16 protein-coding genes are annotated in these 18,917 nt (G+C 65.3%); 4 read left to right on the forward strand and 12 right to left on the reverse strand.

The genetic code is table 11. The features are described from left to right. Positions 1-74: 74 nt before the first annotated feature. Positions 75-1,478, forward strand: coding sequence for a glucose-6-phosphate dehydrogenase (locus CXQ88_RS00135; RefSeq protein ID WP_104042139.1), 1,404 nt, complete (start codon positions 75-77; stop codon positions 1,476-1,478). A 128-nt stretch (positions 1,479-1,606) separates the two neighbouring features. Here CXQ88_RS00135 and CXQ88_RS00140 read toward each other — a convergent pair whose 3' ends face one another. After that, positions 1,607-1,945: a P-II family nitrogen regulator gene (locus CXQ88_RS00140; protein ID WP_104042140.1), complete on the reverse strand. Its 339-nt coding sequence runs from the start codon at positions 1,943-1,945 to the stop codon at positions 1,607-1,609. Continuing rightward, complete coding sequence (locus tag CXQ88_RS00145) at positions 1,942-3,303, reverse strand: ammonium transporter (RefSeq protein WP_104042142.1); 1,362 nt, start codon at positions 3,301-3,303, stop codon at positions 1,942-1,944. The genes CXQ88_RS00140 and CXQ88_RS00145 overlap by 4 nt, the downstream gene beginning before the upstream one ends. Positions 3,304-3,529: 226 nt before the next feature. On the opposite strand from CXQ88_RS00145, the gene CXQ88_RS00150 reads away from it, so the two are divergent. Continuing rightward, positions 3,530-4,792: an MFS transporter gene (locus CXQ88_RS00150; RefSeq protein WP_104042143.1), complete on the forward strand. Its 1,263-nt coding sequence runs from the start codon at positions 3,530-3,532 to the stop codon at positions 4,790-4,792. Here the strand turns inward: CXQ88_RS00150 and ftsY are convergent. From ftsY to coaD, 7 genes are all read right to left on the reverse strand, one after another. Beyond that, the gene (ftsY, locus tag CXQ88_RS00155; RefSeq protein ID WP_104042145.1) at positions 4,789-5,997 is read right to left on the reverse strand and encodes a signal recognition particle-docking protein FtsY; all 1,209 of its coding nucleotides are present in this window, start codon (positions 5,995-5,997) and stop codon (positions 4,789-4,791) included. The two genes, CXQ88_RS00150 and ftsY, sit on opposite strands and share 4 nt — an antisense overlap. 68 nt (positions 5,998-6,065) lie before the next feature. Then, positions 6,066-9,668 carry a chromosome segregation protein SMC gene (gene smc, locus CXQ88_RS00160; RefSeq protein WP_181037361.1) on the reverse strand — a complete coding sequence of 1,201 codons (3,603 nt, stop codon included), beginning with the start codon at positions 9,666-9,668 and terminating at the stop codon, positions 6,066-6,068. Between the two features lie 117 nt (positions 9,669-9,785). Continuing rightward, complete coding sequence (mutM, locus tag CXQ88_RS00165; RefSeq protein WP_104042146.1) at positions 9,786-10,760, reverse strand: bifunctional DNA-formamidopyrimidine glycosylase/DNA-(apurinic or apyrimidinic site) lyase; 975 nt, start codon at positions 10,758-10,760, stop codon at positions 9,786-9,788. A 5-nt stretch (positions 10,761-10,765) separates the two neighbouring features. Next, the gene (rnc, locus tag CXQ88_RS00170; protein ID WP_104042148.1) at positions 10,766-11,494 is read right to left on the reverse strand and encodes a ribonuclease III; all 729 of its coding nucleotides are present in this window, start codon (positions 11,492-11,494) and stop codon (positions 10,766-10,768) included. 21 nt (positions 11,495-11,515) lie between these two features. Continuing rightward, positions 11,516-11,719 carry a 50S ribosomal protein L32 gene (gene rpmF, locus CXQ88_RS00175; RefSeq protein WP_009356569.1) on the reverse strand — a complete coding sequence of 68 codons (204 nt, stop codon included), beginning with the start codon at positions 11,717-11,719 and terminating at the stop codon, positions 11,516-11,518. A gap of 36 nt (positions 11,720-11,755) precedes the next feature. Next, a complete protein-coding gene (locus CXQ88_RS00180; protein ID WP_104042149.1) occupies positions 11,756-12,280 on the reverse strand; it encodes a YceD family protein in 525 nt (174 codons plus the stop codon). A gap of 123 nt (positions 12,281-12,403) precedes the next feature. Further along, entirely contained in the window at positions 12,404-12,904 is a 501-nt protein-coding gene (coaD, locus tag CXQ88_RS00185) for a pantetheine-phosphate adenylyltransferase (RefSeq protein WP_104042151.1), read from the reverse strand. Between the two features lie 43 nt (positions 12,905-12,947). Between coaD and CXQ88_RS00190 the strand changes: the two genes are divergently transcribed. Beyond that, the gene (locus CXQ88_RS00190; protein ID WP_258061630.1) at positions 12,948-14,177 is read left to right on the forward strand and encodes an aminotransferase class I/II-fold pyridoxal phosphate-dependent enzyme; all 1,230 of its coding nucleotides are present in this window, start codon (positions 12,948-12,950) and stop codon (positions 14,175-14,177) included. After that, positions 14,177-14,965, forward strand: coding sequence for a spermidine synthase (locus CXQ88_RS00195; protein WP_104042154.1), 789 nt, complete (start codon positions 14,177-14,179; stop codon positions 14,963-14,965). Before CXQ88_RS00190 ends, CXQ88_RS00195 begins: the two co-directional genes overlap by 1 nt. Here CXQ88_RS00195 and rsmD read toward each other — a convergent pair. From rsmD to CXQ88_RS00210, 3 genes are read right to left on the reverse strand one after another with little or no spacing between them, the layout of a single operon-like run. Further along, positions 14,962-15,612, reverse strand: a complete 651-nt coding sequence (rsmD, locus tag CXQ88_RS00200) for a 16S rRNA (guanine(966)-N(2))-methyltransferase RsmD (RefSeq protein WP_104042155.1) — start codon at positions 15,610-15,612, stop codon at positions 14,962-14,964. The two genes, CXQ88_RS00195 and rsmD, sit on opposite strands and share 4 nt — an antisense overlap. 45 nt (positions 15,613-15,657) lie before the next feature. After that, positions 15,658-17,922 (reverse strand): ATP-dependent DNA helicase RecG, encoded by a 2,265-nt coding sequence (locus CXQ88_RS00205; protein WP_104042683.1) that lies wholly within the window; start codon positions 17,920-17,922, stop codon positions 15,658-15,660. Continuing rightward, entirely contained in the window at positions 17,912-18,898 is a 987-nt protein-coding gene (locus tag CXQ88_RS00210; RefSeq protein WP_104042685.1) for a DAK2 domain-containing protein, read from the reverse strand. Before CXQ88_RS00210 ends, CXQ88_RS00205 begins: the two co-directional genes overlap by 11 nt. Positions 18,899-18,917 lie beyond the last annotated feature (19 nt).

Below are 18,917 nucleotides of genomic sequence, written 5' to 3' on the forward strand. Positions count from 1 at the left end.
CTTCTTTCAGTGGATGATCAGGACTCGACTATCTAGGGTACCAAGTCGGGCCCGCAAGGTGGCATGCTGGCAAAATGACGAGCCAAACAACAGTAAAAACCCTGCTCATCCTCGGCGCTTCCGGGGACCTCACCGGCCGGCTGCTCCTGCCCGGCCTGGCGCGGCTTGTGGCCAAGGGCCGCGCGGCGGGACTCCGGCTCGTCGGGGCAGGCTCCGATCCCTGGACCCCGGAACAGTGGCGGGAGAGGGTCCGTACGGCCTTTGCGGCATCCGCGGAGTCTGCTGACCCCGACGGCTTGCGGGCACTGGAGGACCTGGAAAAGGAAACGGTCTACCACCAGCTGGACGTCACGGCGGACGGTGCGCTGGCCGCGCTGCTCGCCACCTTTGAGGGTCCCACCGCCGTTTACTTTGCCCTGCCGCCCCGGATCAGCCAGCTTGCCTGTGAAGCCCTCCGGCCTGAGCAGGTTCCGGCCGGCACGCGGCTGGTGATGGAAAAGCCCTTTGGTTCCAATGAGGAATCAGCCCGCTCACTCAACCGGACCCTGGTGCGGCTGGTACCGGAGGACCATATCCACCGGGTCGACCACTTCCTGGGCAAGGCCACAGTCCTGAACATCCTGGGCCTGCGTTTTGCCAACAACTTCCTGGAGCCAGTATGGAACCGCCAGCACGTGGAGAAGGTGGAGATCATCTTCGACGAGGACCTCGCGCTGGAGGGCAGGGCCCGCTACTACGACGGCGCCGGCGCACTCCGGGACATGATCCAGAGCCACCTGCTCCAGATCATGGCCCTGATGGCGATGGAGCCGCCGTCGACCATCAGCGAACGGGACCTGCGCGACGCCGTCTCCGCGGTCCTGCGCGCCAGCCGCGTCGGCGCCCCCTACGCAGCCTCAACCAGAAGGGCGCGCTACACGTCCGGGACGGTGGCAGGGAAGAAAGTGCCTGACTACGCCAAGGAGGACGGCGTCGATGCGTCGCGGGGTACCGAGACCCTGGCTCAGATCCAGGTGGGAATCGATAACTGGCGCTGGAAGGGCGTTCCGTTCATCCTGCGTTCCGGCAAAGCCATTGGCGCCAAGCGCAAGGAGGCCGTGGTGACGTTCCGGCCGGTCCCCCACCTTCCCCAGGGCTTCACGGGCGTGGACGCGCCAAACCAGCTCCGGATCGGTTTCGGGCCGGACACCCTCCAGTTTGACGTGGACGTGAACGGCCCCGGCGAAATCCTCAGTCTCAGCCGGCTCACCCTCGAAGCGGAACTGAGCGCCTCGGAGCTCCTCCCTTATGGTGAAGTGCTGGAGGGCGTGCTCGCCGGCGACCCGCTGCTCTCCGTCCGCGGCGATACGGCAGAAGATTGCTGGCGGATTGTGGAGCCGGTCCTGAGGGCATGGCAACAGGGCACGGTCCCGCTGGAGGAGTACGACGCCGGATCGTCCGGACCGGCGGAATGGTCCGGTACCGCGCAGGCTGAGTAGCGCGGAAAGCTTAACGAGCGGACCCGGCAGCGGTGGGTCGAAGTGAACAGGACAAACAGAAGAGCGGGCAGGAAACCTTCCGGTTTCCTGCCCGCTCTTCTGTGACTGCTCTGCCGGGTGGCGTCCGCCTAGATGGCGGCTACTCCCCGTTCGCCTGTCCGGACCCGCACTGCCTCAAAGACGTCCATGGTCCAGACCTTGCCGTCCCCGGCCCGGCCGGTGTTTGAGCTGGCGATGATGACATCCAGGATGTCGTCTACCTGCTCATCTGTTGCCAGGACTTCCACCCGGATCTTCGGCAGGAGATCCACGTTGTACTCGGCTCCGCGGTACACCTCGGTGTAGCCGCGCTGCCGGCCGTAGCCGCTGGCCGCGCTGACCGTAAGGCCCTGTACGCCGTAGGCCTCCAGCCCTTCGCGGATGGCTTCCAGCTTCTCCGGCCTAACGATTGCGGTAATCAGTTTCATGCCCCCACGCTTTCCTTGCCTGTTGCTGATGTGGTCTTCTGGGCGTCCGCCGTGGCTTCGGTAGCCTGTGCAGCCTCCGGCTGGGTTTTGCCCGTGATCATGTCGTGCAGCGGCTGGAAGCTTCCGCCGTGGCCGCCAACACCGAACTCGTAGGCGGTTTCGGCGTGCAGGCTGAGGTCCACACCCACCGTCTCCTGTTCCTGCGAGACCCGGAAGCCCATGGTCTTGTGGATGGCCAGGGCGATGATCGCGGTCAGGATCGCGGAGTAGGCAATGGCGATGCCGGCTGCCGCGAGCTGGGCCCACATCTGGGTCATGCCGCCGCCGTAAAAGAGGCCGCCGCCCACGCCGTCGGCGGGCAGTGCGATGAAGCCGAGGGCCACGGTGCCGATGATGCCGGAGACGAGGTGGACGCCCACGACGTCGAGCGAGTCATCGAAGCCCCAGCGGAACTTCAGCCCCACTGCCAGGGCGGATGCCACACCGGCAACCACACCGAGGCCGAGGGCGCCGACCGGGCTGACATTGGCACAGGCGGGGGTGATGGCCACCAGGCCGGCAACCACACCGGATGCTGCACCCAGGGAAGTGGGGTGTCCATCGCGGATACGTTCGGTGACAAGCCAGCCGAGCATTGCGGCGGCGGGTGCTGCGAGGGTGTTGACCCAGATGAGGCCGCCCTGTTCCGCGGTGGCGGCGGCGCCGCCGTTGAAACCGAACCAGCCGAACCACAGCATGGCCGCGCCGAGCATCACGAACGGGATGTTGTGCGGGCGGTGGTTGGGATCCTTGCCGAAGCCCTTGCGGTTGCCGATGATGAGGACGAGGACCAGTGCGGCAACGCCTGCGTTGATGTGGACTACGGTGCCGCCGGCGAAGTCGATGGCCGGGCCAAGTGCCTGGCCTACAGCGCCTTCGGGACCGAAGAGGCCGCCGCCCCAGACCATGTAGGCCAGGGGGCAGTACACCAGGGTGACCCAGACAGGGACGAAGACGCTCCAGGCGCCGAACTTTGCCCTGTCCGCGATGGCACCGCTGATCAGTGCGACGGTGATGATGGCGAAGGTGGCAGCGTAGCCAACCTTGATCAGTCCGTCAGGAGTGTCGATCCCTTCGAGGCCGAAGGTGGCGAACGGGTTGCCGACGATCTGCAGGAATCCTTCACCGGAACTCATGGAGGCGCCCCACAGGACCCAGACAACGCCCACCATGCCGATGGAGATGAAGCTCATCATCATCATGTTCAGTGCGGCCTTGGCGCGGGTCATGCCGCCGTAGAAAAATGCCAGACCCGGTGTCATGAGCAGCACGAGGGCTGCCGACACCATGATCCATACGTGACCTGGGGTGAGTTCCATGGTGCACGTCCTCTCTGGTCGAATAATGCGGAGTCCTCCGCCTGCCAACGCCTTTTTGCGTCCTGTAACGAGTTTGTCCGCACCGTGTTTCGCCCACGGAGGATTTGGATTTCCGGGCTGTTACAACAACCTCTAGGAAGTAAATGGTGCATATCGTGCTTGTTACGGTTGTGTTTCATCGTTTTCGCCGGCACCCGGCACTCCAGAATGCAAGGATTTGCGCACCATGACGGCAGCACCCCGCGGAAGCGGCGCCACATCAAGGATTTTGGCCCGCCTCCGGCCGCAACGGGACCGGCTTCCCCGGGACATTAAGGTGATGCTCGCGGCCGCGTTCCTGATCGCGCTGGGATTCGGGCTTGTTGCGCCCGTATTGCCGCAGTTTGCCACGACATTCGGGGTGGGCAACACGGAGGCGTCCGTGATTGTTGCCATCTTCGCTTTTATGCGGCTGGTGTTTGCCCCCGCGGGCGGAAGCATGATCGGCAAACTGGGAGAACGGCCCGTATACGTGGCGGGGCTGCTGATTGTGGCCCTGTCCACGGCGGCGTGCGCGTTCGCACAGGACTACTGGCAGTTGCTGCTTTTCCGCGGGCTCGGCGGCGCCGGTTCAGTCATGTTCACCGTGGCCTCCATGGCGCTGGTGATTCGGTTGGCGCCTCCGGAGAGCCGGGGCAGGGTGTCCGGAGCGTACGCCTCAGCGTTCCTGATTGGTAACGTCTGCGGGCCGATTGTGGGCGGACTGTTGGCAGGATTCGGTCTCCGAATACCCTTCCTGGCGTACGCCGCAGCCCTGGTAGTGGCCGCACTGGTGGTCCAGACACAGCTGAGCCACGAGCGCAGAGGCTCCGCTGAGGCGCAGCAGCGCGACCCGGCGATGAAGCTCGGAGAAGCCCTGGCGTCGGGAGCGTACCGGGCTGCCCTGGTGTCCAGCTTCGCCAACGGGTGGGCCACCTTCGGCGTACGCATGGCCACGGTTCCCCTGTTTGCCGCGGCTGTCTTTGGAGCCGGACCCGAGGCAGCAGGGCTGGCGCTGGCGGTCTTCGCCGCGGGCAACGCCCTGGCGCTGACGTTTTCGGGCCGCCTGGCCGACAGCATGGGTCGCAAGCCCATGATGATCTCGGGCCTGCTCGTGGCTGCCGCGGCCACGGGCGGGATCGGCTTCGCCGGCGAACTGGCATGGTTCCTGGCAGCCTCGGCGCTGGCCGGCGTCGGCTCCGGATTGTTCGGACCCGCCCAGCAGGCCGCCGTCGCCGATGTGATCGGCAACGGGCGCTCCGGCGGCAAGGTCCTGGCGGTTTACCAGATGACGTCCGACGTCGGCGCGATCGTTGGACCCGTACTGGCCGGTGTGCTGGCGGACCGGCTGGGCTATGGCTGGGCGTTCGGAGTCACCGGCGGCATCATGCTGGTTGCCGCCTGCACCTGGCTCGGCACCCGCGAGACCCTTCGGGCCGCCAAGGGCCCGGGCACAGCGGACGGACGCTAGTTCAGCAGGGCGTCCACAAACGCTTCAGCCTCGAACGGGGCAAGGTCGTCAGCACCTTCACCCAGTCCGATCAGCTTGACCGGAACGCCGAGGGTCTTTTGGATCGCGACGACGATGCCGCCCTTGGCCGTACCGTCCAGCTTCGTCAGGACGATACCGGTGATGTTGACCACCTCAGAGAACACCCGCGCCTGGTTCAGGCCGTTCTGGCCGGTGGTGGCATCCAGCACGAGGAGGACCTCGTCCACTTCAGCCAGCTTTTCCACCACGCGCTTGACCTTGCCCAGCTCGTCCATAAGCCCGACCTTGTTCTGGAGCCGGCCGGCGGTATCAATCATCACTACGTCGACTTCCTGGTCGATGCCCGCCTTCACAGCCTCGTAGGCCACTGAAGCCGGATCGGCGCCGTGGATGTCCGACTTCACTGTTGGAACGCCGACCCGCTGGCCCCAGGTTGCCAGCTGCTCAGCGGCGGCTGCCCGGAACGTGTCCGCGGCGCCAAGGATGACGTCCTTGTCTTCGGCCACCAGCACGCGCGCGAGTTTGCCCACAGTGGTGGTTTTGCCGACGCCGTTCACGCCGACCACCATTATGACGGCAGGCCTGTCAGCGTGCCGCTGGACATTCAGCGTGCGGTCCATGGTGGGGTCAACCAGCTTGATGAGTTCCTCCCGGAGCAGCAGCTTGACCTGCTCGGGAGTCCGGGTGCCCAGCACCTTCACGCGTTCGCGCAGGGCGTCCACGAGCTGCATGGTGGGTTCGGTGCCGAGGTCCGCCAGAAGGAGGGTTTCCTCAACTTCGTCCCAGACGTTTTCGTCGATCCTGTCACTGGAAAGCAGGACCAGGAGTCCCTTGCCCATGACGTTGTTGGAGCGGACCAGCCGTTCGCGAAGGCGGATGAGCCGGCCGGCGACGGGCATGGGCGTCTCCACCGAAATGACTTCCAGCCCGGCGGCATCGTCGGGAACCGTGGTGGTTTCCAGCCCCTCCAGGTCCACGCCGTCCGGTGCCCTGCGGTCCGTCGCCGCTGCCGGGTTGTCGTCAACGGCCGTGCTTCCACTCCGCGGCAGGACGGGGTCGTTGGCATCCCGGGTTCCCGGGTACTGGGTGATGTTCTTCCGTGTCTTAAGCAGGACCGGAATCAGCCCGCCAATAACCGCCAAGGCAGCAACAATGGACAAAATTATGGGGAGGATGTCATTCACTCCCCTAGCTTCTCATAACGCAGCGGACGTGTTGGGCGGGGCAGGCGCAGCCCGCCCCTTCACCCTGCTTACACGTCGGCGCCCAGGCGCTGGCTGATCACTGTGGAGACGCCGTCGCCCCTCATGGTCACGCCGTAGAGTGCGTCTGCTACTTCCATGGTCCGCTTCTGGTGGGTGATTACGATGAGCTGACTGGACTCCCGGAGTTCCTCGAAGATGGTGATGAGCCTGCCCAGGTTTGTGTCATCGAGGGCAGCCTCCACTTCATCCATCACGTAGAACGGCGACGGGCGTGCCTTAAAAATGGCTACCAGCAGGGCCACGGCAGTCAGTGAGCGCTCACCGCCGGACAGGAGCGAAAGGCGTTTGATTTTCTTGCCGGCGGGGCGTGCCTCGACTTCGATCCCGGTGGTGAGCATATCCGAAGGATCGGTGAGCACCAGCCGTCCCTCACCTCCGGGGAACAGCCGGGCGAAGACCCTGACGAATTGTGCCTGGGTATCCTCGAAGGCTTCCGTGAACACCCGCTGAACGCGGTCATCCACTTCCTTGATGATGTCCAGCAGGTCCTTCCGGCTTGCCTTGAGGTCCTCCAGTTGGGTGCTGAGGAACTGGTGGCGTTCCTCGAGCGCGGCGAATTCCTCCAGCGCCAGGGGGTTGACCCTGCCCAGGCTGGCGAGATCGCGTTCTGCTTTCTTGAGCCGCTTCTCCTGCTCTTCGCGGACATAGGGTTTCCCCGCGATGATCTCCGCGCCACTGGAGTCCACCGGGGCGCGCAGCGCTGCCCATTTGTCGCCGCTTTCTTCAGCAGGTACCGGGACAGGGACCGCCGGCCCATATTCCGCCACCAGGGCATCCGGGGTGATGCCGAGTTCATCGATGGAGCGGCTCTCCAGGGCTTCAATACGGGCCAGTTGCTGCGTGCGGGCAAGCTCATCGCGGTGGACGTTGTCCGTGAGCTCGGCAAGTTCCCGCGCCAGTGAGTCATTCGCGGTCCGGATATGCAGCAGTTCCTTGTCGCGCTGTTCCCGGTTCTCTTCAGCGAGGTCGCGTTCATGCCTTGCCAGGTCCACGGACACGTCCATGTACCGCAGGGCGAGTTCAACAGCGGCCGCTACGGCGGCAGCCCTTTTCGCCTGGGCCCTGCGGCGACGGGCGCGTTCCGCTGCTTCCTCACGGGCGCGGCGCTCGGTGGCAGCGGCGCGTTCCAGCGACTCCACCCGGTTCCGGGTGGCGGCCAGCTGCTCTTCGGCGCTGCGCAGTGCCAGCCGGGCCTCCACCTCGGCGGCCCGGGCTGTTGAGGCAGCCTGGGCGAGGGCATCCCGGTGTTCGGTGGAGGGCTCCTGCTCCAGCGGTGCCTCCTGGGCTGCGGCCAGCCGAGCAGCCATGGCGGCGAGCGCCTCCTGCTCCGCCACAACATTTGCTTCTGCCCCTGCGAGCGATGCCGCCAGCCTGTCGCTCTCGCCCACCGCGCTGCGGAGTACGGAGTTGAGGTGTCCCAGCCGTTCCGCCACCGCTGCGAGCCTGGCATCTGATTCATGCAGCCGGTCAAGGGCCGCGTCCGCCCGTTCCTGCGCCTCAGCCTGCCGGGCCTCTGCCCCGGCCAGGGCGAACCTGTTCCGCTCCAGCGCCGCGGTGACGGATGAAAGCTTGCCTTCGGCGTCGTCCACTGCAGCCTGGACCTCGAGGAGGGACGGCGCCTTCGCGGACCCGCCGGTGGCTGAAACCACGGTGAAAACGTCCCCCGCCCGGGTCACTGCGGTGGTGCCGGGGCGGGCGGCCACCAGCGCGGCGGCCGCCTCTACGTCAGCGACGACGGCGGTCGCGGCCAGCAGATGCCTCACTGCAGGGGCTGCGCGTCCGGCGTCCTGCACCAGTTCCGCTGCCCAGCGCGCTCCGTCCGGCAGTGCTGGGGCCTTGCCGGACGGGGCACCGCCGGCTCCGGCCCCCTGGGCGGCACCCACGAGTTCAAGCAGCAACGCTGCCCTCCCGGCGTCGTCGTCCTTGAGAAGTTGAACCACGCCCGCTGCTGCCTCGTGGTCCCGTACGAGGACCGCTTCGGACGCTTCGCCCAGGGCAGCGGCTATCGCCGTTTCATAACCCTGTTCCACTGTCAGTTCCCCTGCGAGGGTTCCCATTACCCCTGCCAGGCCGGCTTCGAGGACGTGGCCTGCCCCGTCTTTCCGGCTGAGCCCGAGTTGCAGGGCGTCCCGGCGCGCTGCCAGGGCATCACGCTTTCGGATTCCTTCACTGACGGCGGCTTTGAGGTTGGAGATGTCCTGGAGCACTGCATCGAGTGCCGCGCTGGCGGCTTCATAGTCGGCGTCGAGGGATTCCTCCCCTTCTTCCACTCCTGCCACCTGGTTTTCGAGCGCGGTGAACTCGGACTGAGCCCGGGCGCGCCGTTCCGCCCCGGCAGCCTGGGATTCCCGGAGCCTGCCCAATTCAGCCTGCGCGGATTCGACGCGTGACCTCGCAGCAGCTACCTGTCCGGCCAGCCGCGCCAGTCCTTCGCGCCGGTCAGCGGCTGCCCGCAGCACAGCCGTGAGCCGCTTGTCTTCGGCCAGGGCAGCCGCCTCTGCCTCTGCCTTCGCTGCGCTGGAGGCCTCAAGGCCGCTGCGTTTATCCAGGATGTGACGTTCGAGCTCGGCTAGTTCCCCCCGGACCCGCGCGGCCTGCCGCTCCAGCTGTTCGGGATCGCGGCCGGCTGCCGGAGGTTCCGTGGACCCGAGCAGGCGGCTGCGTTCCTGCGCCAGGGTTCCGAGGGAACGGAGCCGTTCACGCGCGGCGGTGAGCCGGTACCAGGTGTCCCTTGCCGCGTTCAGTTTCGGCGTGGCTTCCGCGGCCAACTGCTCCAGGGCAGCCTGCTGCCGGCGCCCTGTTTCCAGTTCCTGCTCGACGGCGGTCCGCCGTGCTTTCAGCGCGGCTTCGTCCGCGACGTCCTGCTCCAGTGCTTCCTGCAGCTGGACGAGGTCGTCTGCAAGAAGCCGTGCCTTGGCGTCCCGGACGTCGAACTGCACGCGCTGGGCACGGCGGGCCACCTCCGCCTGTTTGCCCAGCGGGGTCAGCTGGCGCCTGATCTCCCCCGTGAGGTCGGTAAGGCGCTGCAGGTTGGCCTGCATGGCTTCGAGCTTGCGGACTGTCCGCTCCTTGCGGCGCCTGTGTTTCAGGATTCCGGCGGCTTCCTCGATGAAGCCCCGGCGGTCCTCGGGGGTTGCGTGGAGGACGCGGTCCAGCTGCCCCTGGCCCACAATGACATGCATCTCCCGGCCCAAGCCCGAGTCGGACAGCAGTTCCTGGATGTCCAGCAGCCGGCAGCCGGCACCGTTGATGGCGTACTCGGAACCGCCGGCACGGAAGAGTGTCCGGGAAATGGTCACTTCGCTGTATTCGATGGGCAGGGCACCGTCAGTGTTGTCGATGGTCAACGAGACGTGCGCGCGTCCGAGTGGGGCCCGGCCTGATGTTCCGGCGAAGATGACGTCCTCCATCTTGCCGCCGCGCAGGGTCTTGGCGCCCTGCTCCCCCATAACCCAAGCGAGGGCGTCCACCACGTTGGACTTGCCGGAGCCGTTGGGGCCCACGACGGCGGTGACGCCGGGTTCGAAGTTGAAGGTGGTGGCGGACGCAAACGACTTGAACCCCCGGACGGTCAGGCTTTTGAGGTGCAAGGCTTTTGGATCTCCTGGATGGCTGGGACGGGTGCTTCCCTGCACCAAATCTACTGCGTCACATGCCGAAGACCCGGCCGAGACGCCGTACAAGGCGTGAACTATGGCCCTGTTTGCCTACCAGCGCCCGTTCCGGGGACGGGTCTGGCACACAGGACAGGTGTATGAGGAACGGTTCATGAACTGCTCCCGGCGAATGAACGCGTGGATTCCCGCAGCGGCACACCGCTTGCACGGCTGGCCTTCCCGCCCGTAGGCGTTGAGGGAACGGTCGAAGTACCCCGAGGCACCGTTGACATTCACATACAGGGAATCGAAGCTGGTTCCGCCTGCGGCCAGCGCATCGAGCATGACCTCACGCGCGCTGCCCAACACCCTTTCCGCTTCGGTGCGACGCAGGGTGTCAGTGGGCCGGGCGTAATGAAGACGGGCACGCCACAACGCCTCATCGGCGTAGATATTTCCAATGCCGGACACCAGGCCCTGGTCCAGCAGGGCACGCTTCAGTCCTGTTTTGCGTTTGCGGAGGCGGCGATAGAAGAGGTCAAAGGAAAAGGCCGGATCCAGGGGGTCGCGTGCAATGTGTGCCGCCTCCTCAGCAATCAGCGGAAGGGGCGATTCAGCGAGGCCGCCGGGGCCGCCGTCGTCCGTTGGAACCATAGCGGTGACGAACAGGCCACCAAAGATCCGCTGGTCCACGAACCGCAACTGCTCCGGCATGCCGTCGCGCGGACTCAACCGGATCCGAACTTTGAGGTGTTTCTCGTCCGGGACATTCCGGTCCTGCATCAGCAGCTGGCCACTCATGCCCAGATGCGCCATGAGTGCCACCTGCGGCCGGCCGGCCGGCCGCCCTGCGGCAGCCGCGTCCCGGCCTACGGATGTATCAAGCAACGGCATCCAGAGGAACTTGCCCCGCCGCACGACGTCGGCAACCGTTGCGCCTTCGAGGTTACCGACGAAGTCTTCAGTTCCCAGCGCGTGACGGCGGATCGAGCGCTGGTCGAGGACTTCCACACGTTCGATGGTCCTGCCGCGGACCCAGCTCACCAGGCCGCGACGGACCACCTCAACCTCGGGAAGCTCAGGCACGTCGACTACTTGGCGGCTACGGAACCGGCCGGCTTGCCCGCCGGCGCGGAACCGGCATCGCCGGTAAGGGTGCGCCAGGCGTCGGCGGCAGCTACTTGCTCCGCTTCCTTTTTCGAGTGTCCGGTGCCTTTGCCATAGGCCTTGCCGCCAATGTGCAGGGCAGCGGAAAAGACCCGTGCGTGGTCCGGGCCAGAGCCCTCCACCGCGTAGTGGATGGTTCCGAGCTGCCGGCTGGCTGCGAGTTCCTGGATGCTGGTTTTCCAGTCGGTCCCGGCACCCAAAGCGGCGGCATCCTTGAGCAGGGGCCCGATCAGGCGCATAACAAGCTGGCGGGCCGTCTCAATGTCGTTGGACACATAGGTGGCACCGATCAGCGCCTCCATGGTGTCAGCCAGGATGGAGGCCTTGTTTTTGCCCTCCGTGATCTTTTCGCCCTGCCCGAGGTAGATGTAGTCGCCAATACCGAGGCTGCGTCCGATGCCGGCGAGGGCACGGGTGCTGACCACGGCGGAGCGCCGCTTGGCGAGGTCGCCTTCGGGAAGATCCGGGTTGTCCCGGTACAAAGCGTCCGTTACGGAGAACCCAAGGATGGAGTCGCCCAGGAATTCGAGCCGCTCGTTCGTAGGGATGCCGCCGTTTTCGTAGGCGTAGGAACGGTGTGTGAGCGCAAGACGAAGCGTCCCGGCGTCAATAGAGACACCGAGACGCTTCAAAAGCTCTTCAGTTGAAGACATCATGTCAGCCGGAGGGGCCGATTAGACGTCCGCGACCTTGCGGCCCTTGTACTCAAGGAACAGCGCGGTGCCGGCCGAGTCGGTGACGACCTTTGCCTGGTGCGGCAGGCTGTAAGTAACCTGGCCGTTCTCCACGGTCTTCACCAGGTGGGGGGCGGTCGCCTTCCACTGCGAGCGGCGGGCGCGGGTATTCGAGCGAGACATTTTCCGCTTGGGAACAGCCACGGCTAACTCATTTCTCTCTAGACAAACTCGTACAAATCAATTTTGCCGGTCAGGCTTAGCCATATCAGCTAGGGCAGCCCAGCGAGGATCCAAGACCTCGTGGTGGTGCCTCGGCTCGTCTTCCAGGCGAACTCCGCATTCGGAGCAAAGGCCCTGGCAGTCTTCCCGGCACACCGGCTGGAACGGCAGATTGGTGACAACCGCGTCCCGCAACACCGGTTCAAGATCGATTACATCGTGCTCGACTCGACGTTGCTCTTCATCATCTTCTTCGTCCGAAAGCTCCACGCCCTCATAGAAGAAAAGTTCTTGCACATTGACCTCAAGGTCATACGCAAGGGGATCCAGGCATCGCCCGCATTCACCGGTTACCCCGGCAAGTGCGGTTCCTGATACCAGAATTCCTTCGTGTACGGCCTCAAGCCTCAGATCCAGCTCGATATCCGAGCCTTCCTGAACACCAATGAGCGCCACACCAAGGTCACTCGGTGCGGGTACATGTTCCGTCAGTGTCCGCATGCTTCCCGGACTGCGTCCGAGGTCCTTGACGTCGAACGCCAAGGGCGAACCAGCACCTCGTTTAATGAGAACTCCTGTTGAACATATGACCGACGTACCATCTTAGCCTGAAGAGTCACAGGGACTCAAACCAGGCAGCCGGCGGCGCCGAAGTACCGAACTAGCCTACCCTCTTGGCGACTGTTCCTGCGCCGACTCGCCCGCAAGCATCCTCCTGTGCACGGACCTGGGAACGTATTCGGATACATTGCCGCCCAGGCCCGCGACTTCCTTGATCAGGGTGGAAGACAGATGTATGTAGTGGGCCTCGGCCGGCAGGAACACTGTTTCCACGCCGCTGAGCTGGCGGTTCATAGTGGCCATGGGAAGCTCGTAATCGAAATCCGAAGAGGACCGGAGGCCCTTGACGATTGCCGAGACGCCCCGTTGGCGGCAGTACTCGGCCAGGAGCCCTTCCCCAACGGGTTCCACCACAATGCCCTTAAGTGAGGCCAGGGTTTCCCGCGCCATGTCCAGGCGCTCTTCCAAGGTGAACTTGTACTTTTTTGCCGGGTTGGTGGAGACCGCAACGATGACTTCATCAAAAAGGCCCGCAGCCCGGGCAATAACCTCAAGATGTCCATTGTGGATGGGGTCAAAGGATCCGGGGCAGACTGCACGTCTCATGCTCCGAACCTACCCCATGAAATGGCCGGGATACCATGACTGGATGCATCCACGACGGGAAGTTTCCACCCCCACGGCCCCTGCCCCCTGGCAGCGGACCGCGCTCGGAGCCAACCTCCTGGGGCGCGACGGCGGGCTGGGAGTCACGATCTTCGAAGAAATGACCACCCTGGCGGTCCAGACCGGCGCCATCAACCTGGGCCAGGGCTTTCCAGACGAGGACGGACCGCTGGAGATACGCGAAGCCGCCCGCGCAGCCATCGCCTCCGGGGCGAACCAGTACGCGCCGGGCAAAGGCGTCCTGGAGCTGCGCGAAGCAGTGGCTGCGCACCAGCAAAGGTTCTACGGACTCTCCCCCGACCCACAGACCGAGGTGATCGTCACTACCGGCGCCACCGAGGGCATCGCCGCCTCCCTGCTGGCGTTTACCGGACCCGGCGACGAGGTGCTGACCTTTGAACCGTTCTACGACTCGTACGGCGCAGTCATCGGCCTTTCCGGCGCCACCCACGTAACGGCACCCCTGCTGGCCCCGGACTTCATGCCTGACCTCGCCGCCCTGGAGTCGGCTTTCAACGAGCGGACCCGGGTGGTACTGCTGAACAACCCGCACAACCCCACCGGCGCCGTCTTTCCGCGCGCGGTGCTGCAGCGCGTCGTCGACCTGGCCCGAAAGCACGACTGCCTGATCGTCACCGACGAGGTTTACGAACACCTCACCTTCGGCGACCGCCACGTGCCCGTGGCATCCCTGCCGGGCGCCGGCGAGCGGACGATCACCATTTCCTCGGCCGGAAAGACCTTCTCCCTGACCGGCTGGAAGATCGGCTGGCTCACAGGTCCGGAGGAACTCGTGTCTGCTGTGCGCACGGTCAAGCAGTTCCTCACCTACAGTTCGGGCACGCCGTTCCAGTCGGCGATTGCCATGGGCCTCGGCCTGCCGGACGCTTTTTACAAAGATATTGCCGACACCCTGAAGCGCAAGCGGGACATCCTCAGCGAAGGCCTCCGGGCGGCGGGCTTCGACGTTTTCACCCCGCAGGGAACCTACTTCGTCAACGTGGACACTGCACCGCTGGGCATTCATGACTCTGTGGAGCTGGCGCGCAAGCTCCCTGGCCTGGTTGGGGTGGCCGCCATCCCGGTCCCTGTTTTCTGCCATCCCGAGGGAGCTGAGAGGACGCGCAGCCTCCTCCGGTTTGCGTTCTGCAAAAAGACCGGGGTCCTGGAGGAAGCCGCCGCCCGGCTGGCTACCCTCAGCGACCGGCTTTGATGCGGGCAGGCAGCAATGGGCGGGCGGAACGGTTCCTTCGCACCACCGGGCAACACGCAACCATCGAACCGGACGCCTTCACCGACGGCAGCTACGTACTCAGCATCGGCGGCGCGGAGCAGTCCCATGTGAACCTTTCACGGCCGGACGAGATCTTCTACGAGTATCTGCGGCGGATCGGCCATCTGGTGGATTTGGCCGCCCCTGCAGGAATGCCCGTGGCGGCACTGCATCTGGGGGCAGGCGCGCTGACTCTGGCCCGCTATATCCAGGCGACCCGCCCGGGGTCGGTCCAGCACGCGGTGGAGCTGGAACGTGAACTGCTGGATTTCGTCCTGCGCCAGCTGCCCCTCCAGGAGGGGACGGACCTGCACACCATTATCGGGGATGCCCGCGGTGCCCTCGCTGAACTCGAACCCGAACGCCGGTTCGACGTCGTCATCCTGGACATCTTTTCCGGCCCGGAAGCGCCGGAGCACCTTGCCTGCACTGAGTTCTACGGCGAGGTGCGGGAACGGCTCACCCCGCGCGGGCTGCTGATCGTCAATGTGGGCGACGAGCCGGGGCTCACCCTGGTCCGCAGCCAGGTGGAAGCAATGCGGCGGGCGATGGGCGACGTGGCCGCGTTTGCCGAAACAGGAATGTTCGAGGGCCGCTACCCGGGCAACATCGTCCTCGTCGGCACCCAGACGCCCTGGCCTGAAGACTGGTCCGCGGAATTAGTGTCCCGCGGCCCGCATCCCGCTAAGGTCCTGGCCGGCGTGGACCTGGACGCACTGGCGCCCTAGTCCTGATCGACCGCGTCTTCTTCGACGTCGTCCGGGTCGACCCTGTCTTTATCCACCTCGTCCGGGTCGATGGCGTCCGGCACAAACGGCTCTGCGAACCACAGCCGGGTCTCGCCGTATTTCTTCTCAGCAAACCGCGCCAGGCCACCAGGCCAGCTCGGTTCCGGTGAGCGGGACGACCGTTCCACCACCAGCACAGCCGCCGGCGAAAGATGAGCGGAGAGTTTTTCGAGCACCGCTGACAGCGCGATCTCGTCCAGATGATAGGGCGGGTCCGCGAACACCAGGTCCCAGGTTGCAGTGTCGGCGGCGCGTTCCAGGAAGGGCTCGACTTTTGAGCGGTGGACAGTCACGGCTTTGCGGCCCAAGACCCCATTGATGAGGTCGGCATTGCGTTGGCAGACGGCACTCGCCTTGGCATCGAACTCCACCAGGTCCACTGTCTGCGCGCCCCTGCTGCCGCTCTCCACACCCAGCGAGCCTGAGCCGGCGTACAGGTCCAGCACCCGCGCCCCGCTGATGACGTCAAAAGCATCCAGCCGCGAGAAGAGTGCCTCCTTAACCCGGTCGGTGGTGGGCCTTGTCAGGGACCCCGGAACGGACTGAAGGGGGGTACCGCCCGCGGCTCCGGCAACGATCCTGCTCACTGGGCGCCCGCGCTTCGGCCGCCGCACATTTTGCGTTCAACAGTGCTAACCGCGTTCAAGGAACGCCTCCTTTTCGGGATTGAGGTACTTGTCGATTGCTTCGGCCAGATCCGGATGCCTGCCCAGCGAGGGGTCCTGCGCCACGATCTGCTGGGCATCGTCCCTGGCGCGGCTGATGATGGCTTCGTGTTCGAGCACGCGCAGCAGTTTCAAGGTGGAGCGACCGCCGGACTGGGAGGCGCCCAGGATGTCGCCCTCGCGGCGCAGCTTGAGGTCCTCCTGGGAAAGTTCAAACCCGTCGGTGGTGGCAGCGACTGCGTCCAGTCTGCGCCGGCTGGGGTGTTCAGGTTCCAAAGCGGTGACCAGCAGGCAGGTCCCGGGCAACCCACCTCTACCCACCCGGCCGCGCAGCTGGTGCAGCTGCGAGATGCCAAACCTGTCGGCGTCGAGGATGACCATTAAGGTGGCGTTGGGGACGTCGACGCCCACCTCAATCACGGTGGTGGAGACCAGCAGCTTAACGCTATTTGCCGTAAAGCCGGCCATGGCGGCGGACTTCACCTCGGGCGGCTGGCGCCCGTGCAGCGGTGCCAGTGGAACCCCCGCAAGGGCGGGTTCGTCCAAGAGTTGTTCGACGACGGCGGTCACTGATGCGAGTTCCCGTCCGGTTTCCCCATCGGGGCCTTCGGCGAGGTCGGCTTCCCCGGGGCTGAAGTCGCCGTCATCATCGGTCCCGATCTTTGGACAAACGACGTACACCTGGTGTCCGGCATCGATTTCCTCACGGGAACGGGCCCAGATGCGGCCGGCCCAGGCAGGATTTTCCGCAAGCCCCACCAGGTGGGTGCTGATAGGTGCCCGGCCCGCGGGAAGCTCGTCCAGAACCGACGTTTCAAGATCTCCGAACACCGTCATGGCAACGGTGCGCGGGATGGGCGTGGCGGTCATGACCAGCAGGTGGGGCGGTTTCCTGGCTTTGGCCCGGAGCGCATCCCGTTGCTCCACGCCGAAGCGGTGCTGCTCATCCACCACGATCAGGCCAAGATCGTAGAAGGTGACGTTGCCGCTGAGCAGTGCATGGGTGCCGATGATGATCCCGGCTGTCCCGGAGGCTGCATCGAGCAGAGCCTGCTTCCGTGCCGCAGTGGGCATGGAGCCTGTCAGCAGCGTGACCTGGACGGAGGCGTCGTCGAGCCCTCCCAGCAGGCCGTCCTTGGAGAGCGGCCCCAGTGCGCGGCGGATGGACTCGAAGTGCTGCGCCGCGAGAACTTCTGTCGGCGCCAGCAGTGCCGCCTGACCCCCAGCGTCCACCACCTGCAGCATGGCCCGCAGCGCCACGACGGTCTTTCCGGACCCCACTTCGCCCTGCAGCAGCCGATTCATCGGAGAGTCGCGGGCCAGTTCCGCTGCGAAGGTTTTCCCGACGGCGGCCTGCCCGGCGGTGAGGGTGAAAGGGAGGTTTGCGTCAAAGCCGGCAAGCAGGCCGTCAGGGACGGGCCGGCGTGCCGTGGCTTCCTCCGCGGCCAGTTGCGCCCGGCGCCGGGCCAGCGCGGACTGCAGCACGAGCGCTTCGTGGTACCGCAGCCGGTCCCGTGCCCGCCGCCAGTCGTCGGGAGATTCCGGAGTATGGATAAGCCGGTACGCCTGGGCAAGCGGCAGGAATCCCTCGCGTGCGGCGACGGAGGGCGGGACGGGATCGGGCAGGGCGTCAAGGTCCACGGTTTCAAGCAGTGTTGAAACGGCCTTCTGGATCTTCCAGCTGGGAAGCTTGGACGTCGCCGGATAGACCGGAACGGGCATGGCCGCGAGCTTTTCCGGGTCCTGGCCGCCATCGCTGGAAGAGTCTTCGTCCAGGAGCTGGAAGTCGGGGTTGGTGAGGCCCAGTGTTCCCTTAAAGCTGGTGACCTTTCCGGAGAACAAAGCCCGGCGTCCCGGCAGGAGATCGGTTTTCGCTTTGTAGCCGTTGAAGAAGCTGATTTTGAGGGTACCCGGGACTTTGCCCCGGTAGTCCGTGCCGCCTACCAGCCGAAGGCCTTGCTGCCCGTCGTCATCGGAAATCACGACGTCGGTAATGGTCCCGCGGCGTGCCTGCATGTTCCGGGTGCTGCTGGACAGCACCCGGGCGATGAGGGTGACTTCCTCGTCAAGGGGGATGTCGCTGATGGGCGTCAGCTCGCCGCGGTTCATGTAGCGGCGCGGGAAGTAGTTCAACAGGCCGTCCACCGTGGTGATGCCAAGGTGCTTTTCGATGACCGCTGCGGAACGTTTGCCGAGGCGCCGTTCCAGCGCAAGGTCCAATTCAGCGCTCATGCCCACTGGAGTTCACTGCATCCGTGTGCGGTACCTGCGGCAGGGCAAGTTCGCTGATACTGATCTGGACCGGCTCGCCGAGGGACCGGATGATGGCAACAGCCGGTTCAGGAGCAGGAACGTGGACGTGAACCCGCCAGCGGTAGTTTCCGTCACTGTCGGGACTGCTGCCCACCTGGCTCATGATGACTGATTCGCCGATCTCGTCAAGCTGCTGCCGGAGCGTTGCGGCGTTCAGCGGCGAGAGGTTGATGGTGCACATGACTTCGACGCCATCGTCATCCGGCAAGGCCGTGTGGATATGGGGATCGGATACGTCGTAGCCGTGAAGACCGTCAAGGAGCTCGCTTTGGAGTTCCTCACCCAGGACAGCGGACCGGAGGCAGTCCAGGATCAGGAGCATTCCCACTCCGCCGGCATCCACCACGTGCGCGGACGTCAGTGCGTCCAGCTGATCCTCAGTCCGGATGACGGCAGCAAGAGCAGCTTCGACGGCGGCATCAAGGGCCAGGCCCAGGGCGTGGTTGCTGTCATCGCCGTTCTGCCCCGCATCCACCGCGGCTGCCGCCCGCGCAGCAGCCTCCATGACTGAAAGCATCGTTCCGGGGACGGGATCGCTGAGCGCTGACCATGCACGGATCTGGGCGCGGTTCAGGGCAGCTGCCAGCAGTGTTGAGGTCAGCCGGGTGTGACCCGTCAGGGGCTCAGCCGCGGCGCATAGGAACACGGAGAACAGGGTGCCGGAGTTGCCCCTTGCCTCCTCCATGGCCGCCTGGCCGGCGCTGGCCAGGACAGCACCCACGTCCAGTTGTGCGGGCTGGTCCCCGGCTGCCGCCGCAGACTGGGCGGCGGCACGGACGGTGAGGTACAGGTTAGTACCCGTGTCGCCGTCGGCCACCGGGAAGATATTGATGGCATTGAGGCGGTCGCTGTGGTTCCCAAGGACGGTCTCAGCCTTGCCCAACCACCTCTTCATCGCTTGCGCGTTGGCGGCA

The sequence above is a fragment of the Arthrobacter sp. ZGTC412 genome, from assembly GCF_002929215.1.
Classification (GTDB): Bacteria; Actinomycetota; Actinomycetes; order Actinomycetales; family Micrococcaceae; genus Arthrobacter.

Bases quoted from the DNA above. Each gene is read 5' to 3' on its own strand.
- CXQ88_RS00135 (WP_104042139.1), top strand. From the start codon at position 75: ATGACGAGCCAAACAACAGTAAAAACCCTGCTCATCCTCGGCGCTTCC.
- CXQ88_RS00140 (WP_104042140.1), bottom strand. From the start codon at position 1,945: ATGAAACTGATTACCGCAATCGTTAGGCCGGAGAAGCTGGAAGCCATC.
- CXQ88_RS00145 (WP_104042142.1), bottom strand. From the start codon at position 3,303: ATGGAACTCACCCCAGGTCACGTATGGATCATGGTGTCGGCAGCCCTC.
- CXQ88_RS00150 (WP_104042143.1), top strand. From the start codon at position 3,530: ATGACGGCAGCACCCCGCGGAAGCGGCGCCACATCAAGGATTTTGGCC.
- rnc (WP_104042148.1), bottom strand. From the start codon at position 11,494: ATGTCTTCAACTGAAGAGCTTTTGAAGCGTCTCGGTGTCTCTATTGAC.
- coaD (WP_104042151.1), bottom strand. From the start codon at position 12,904: ATGAGACGTGCAGTCTGCCCCGGATCCTTTGACCCCATCCACAATGGA.
- CXQ88_RS00190 (WP_258061630.1), top strand. From the start codon at position 12,948: ATGCATCCACGACGGGAAGTTTCCACCCCCACGGCCCCTGCCCCCTGG.
- CXQ88_RS00195 (WP_104042154.1), top strand. From the start codon at position 14,177: ATGCGGGCAGGCAGCAATGGGCGGGCGGAACGGTTCCTTCGCACCACC.
- CXQ88_RS00205 (WP_104042683.1), bottom strand. From the start codon at position 17,922: ATGAGCGCTGAATTGGACCTTGCGCTGGAACGGCGCCTCGGCAAACGT.
- CXQ88_RS00210 (WP_104042685.1), bottom strand. From the start codon at position 18,898: ATGAAGAGGTGGTTGGGCAAGGCTGAGACCGTCCTTGGGAACCACAGC.